Source organism: Caballeronia terrestris (genome assembly GCF_001544515.1).
Taxonomy (GTDB): Bacteria; Pseudomonadota; Gammaproteobacteria; order Burkholderiales; family Burkholderiaceae; genus Caballeronia; species Caballeronia terrestris.
Genome location: NZ_FCOL02000248.1, coordinates 1 through 2748, shown reverse-complemented (window position 1 = coordinate 2748; position 2748 = coordinate 1). Strand labels below are relative to the sequence as shown.

2 protein-coding genes and 1 pseudogene are annotated in these 2748 nt (G+C 59.6%); 1 reads left to right on the top strand and 2 read right to left on the bottom strand.

Features of this window, described 5'->3' with window-relative positions:
* A pseudogene (locus AWB67_RS41170) lies at window positions 1–87 on the top strand (IS66 family transposase); the annotation flags it as partial.
* On the opposite strand, the gene AWB67_RS36025 reads toward AWB67_RS41170, so the two are convergent.
* Complete coding sequence (locus tag AWB67_RS36025) at window positions 88–2166, bottom strand: recombinase family protein (protein WP_087660640.1); 2079 nt, start codon at window positions 2164–2166, stop codon at window positions 88–90. It lies immediately after the preceding pseudogene.
* Window positions 2153–2356: a hypothetical protein gene (locus AWB67_RS36020; RefSeq protein WP_083973451.1), complete on the bottom strand. Its 204-nt coding sequence runs from the start codon at window positions 2354–2356 to the stop codon at window positions 2153–2155. The genes AWB67_RS36025 and AWB67_RS36020 overlap by 14 nt, the downstream gene beginning before the upstream one ends.
* Between the last annotated feature and the right edge of the window lie 392 nt (window positions 2357–2748).

The window sequence follows — 2748 nt, the reverse complement described above, 5'->3', positions numbered from 1 at the left end:
TATCTAATCCGCTACGTAGACGACGGGCGGTCTCCCGTGGATAACAATGTCATCGAGCGCGACATCAGGCCGTTTGCAATGGGGCGTTCATTGTGCACCTCCTTCCGAAACCTCGATAAACATAGGGATTTGTCCGTCGGCATCGTTGCGACACGGGCGATGTTTGCGTGCCAACGCCGCCGTAACAGCTTCGCTTTGCAGATCGCTTGCCCGGATTTGCCATGGGGCGTCAGGCATCACCTGCTCGGCAGGCAGCACTCGCTCCTTGATCAGACGGCGGATCACGTGACTGGTTACGCCAAGGCGTTTCGCTGCCTCGAACATCGTTAGCCACTCTCCATCCTTCTGCGCCGATTTGTAGGCGTGAATATCCCTTACCTGACGCATGGCGCTGACGCGCTTCGCCGTCCAGGTCATGCCCTGTCCGGTGCGAATGCCCATCCGGTTCAGCGATGCAGCGATATCCTGATCTGACCACCGGCCCACCATGCCGCGTATGACTGCAAGCGCTTCATCGGACGTACTGCACCCATGCTCACCGGTCTTCGGCTTGCGGATGCGGAGTTCGGAATGTTGGCCGCCTTGCCAGTGGATCGTCAGGGTGACCGCCCGTGCAGGCTCGTCGACATCGGCAACGATATCAACGATCAATGCGCGAACCAACTGCTGACGTGTGCGCATGGTGACGCCCGGCGCGCTCCACGCTGCGCGAAGATCCTCGGCGAGCTTCGTAAAGTCTGGCATGGGAGCCTGTCCCTCCGGTGCACCCGCCGTCTCCAGGCGCACCTGGCAGGCCTGTACACGGCGCAATGCCACTTCCCAGTTCTTCTCCAACTGCGCGGCAATCAGGCGGTTCTCGGGATCACAGGCGGCGTAGCGCCGCTCAGCCAGCGTGGCCTCATACCGTGCCTGCTGCAGTTCGAGCTCCATGATTCGCCGCTGCTCGTTCAGGGTATCCATGTGCATTTGCTCAGCCTGTTGTGCTGCTTCGATCGCCAATGGCTCCACGACACGTAGCAACTCCTCGCCGATTGCGGCATCGATACGTGAGCCGCCGAACGTCATGCATCGCGGCGGCATGTCGAAGCGATTGCATCGGTAGACTGCCTGCGGAATGCGCCCAGTATAGGCCACTGACAGGCGACGCCCGCAACGTGCGCAGGCAAGCAGGCCAGCAAGAAGCGCGCGCCCACCACGGCCGGATTTTACGTCGCCAGCCTTGCCGTAGGCATTGGCTGCAAGCTTCTCCTGGTTGCGCTCGAACTCGGCCCAGTCGATATAGCCGTCGTGATGCTCCCTGAGCATGACGTCCCAGGCCTCAAACGGCTTGCGGTGCTTGTAGCTCTTGCGCGCGCGACCTTCGACGATCGTCATCTGCTTGCCGCTCTTGCCATACGCGTAGACACCAGCATAGAACGGATTCTTGAGCACGGAGATCACGTTACGATATCGGATCGGGGTCCAATCGAAGTGCGTCAGCGTTCGGCCGTCGGACGGGCGCGGGAAGTGAACCTGCTCGGCCCTCATCGACAACAGGACCTGCCGCGCACTACCCAGTTGCTGGAAGCGGGTGAAGATCAGGCGTATGACTTCCTGTAACCGCGCATCTGGATCGAAACCCAGACCAACGTCACGATGCCAGACATAGCCAACCGGCACGCTGATACGCAACTCGCCACGCTGTGCCTTCTCGCGTTTGGCGTCAAGCATGCGCGTTCGAAGCACGTTGAGTTCGAACTCGCTGATGCTGCCCTTCATGCCAAGTAGCAGCCGGTCATTTGCTCGACAGGGATCGTATACACCGTCGAGATCGATTACTCTCGCTTCAACGAGACCACAGAGTTCGAGCAGATGATGCCAGTCACGCCCGTTACGGGCAAGACGTGAGGCATCCAGGCAAAGCACCGCACCGACATCGCCTGCGCACAACAATGCGACCAGGCGATCGAAGCCCGGCCTCGCAACCGTGCCGCTTGCCGAGCGCCCCAGATCATCATCGATGACTTCAACGTCGCGAAAGCCACGGCGCTTTGCTTCCTGAACGAGTTCATACTGTCGGCGCTGGCTCTCGACGTTCAGTTGGACCTGCGCCTGGGTCGATTGCCGGACATAAACCACGGCCTTGCGTTTGAGAAGATCTGCGGGCAAACGATCAACGTTCGTCATCGTCACACTCCTTCGCAGTCTTGATGCCGGCGGCCCGCATCAGCAGAATCGCAAGATGACTGAGTGCGTTTGCTCGTTGCACCATGCTCATCCCCTGGAGCTCGGGCGCATCGAACGTTATGCTCATCTGCTGCGGTATCGACTGCGACGATTGTTGACCTGCTGGAACGACGTTTGGCAGATTGCCCATTGCGTTTCTCCCGGACGTTGATGGAGCCGTCCTGGGAGTTTCCCCGCAAATGCCGATCGACCAGCAATTGATGCAGGTTATGCAGTGCAGCTACGGAAACTCTCGGTTCGCCGAGAACCATCGCCGAACATGTAGGGGCATCGAGCATCCACATCGCCATCAACTTGACTACGCCACCGTCCGTCTCCACGTGAACGACCGGGCTTCCGCCTCGATGCTCTACATCTCTGACTTTGACGCGACGCCTGTATAGCGGATGCCAGCGATAATGAACTTCGACTTCCTGCCCGATATGGGCAGAATGAACGGGCAATAGCCACCAGCAGGAAAGTTTGGCTCTTCAGCGACACGGTCGCGGGAGCTAAAGCCAGCGCCGTCATCTACAGCCTCGT

What these genes read in the sequence shown, in the direction of transcription:
- AWB67_RS36025 (WP_087660640.1), bottom strand. Translation starts at nt 2,166, where the DNA reads ATGACGAACGTTGATCGTTTGCCCGCAGATCTTCTCAAACGCAAGGCC.
- AWB67_RS36020 (WP_083973451.1), bottom strand. Translation starts at nt 2,356, where the DNA reads ATGGGCAATCTGCCAAACGTCGTTCCAGCAGGTCAACAATCGTCGCAG.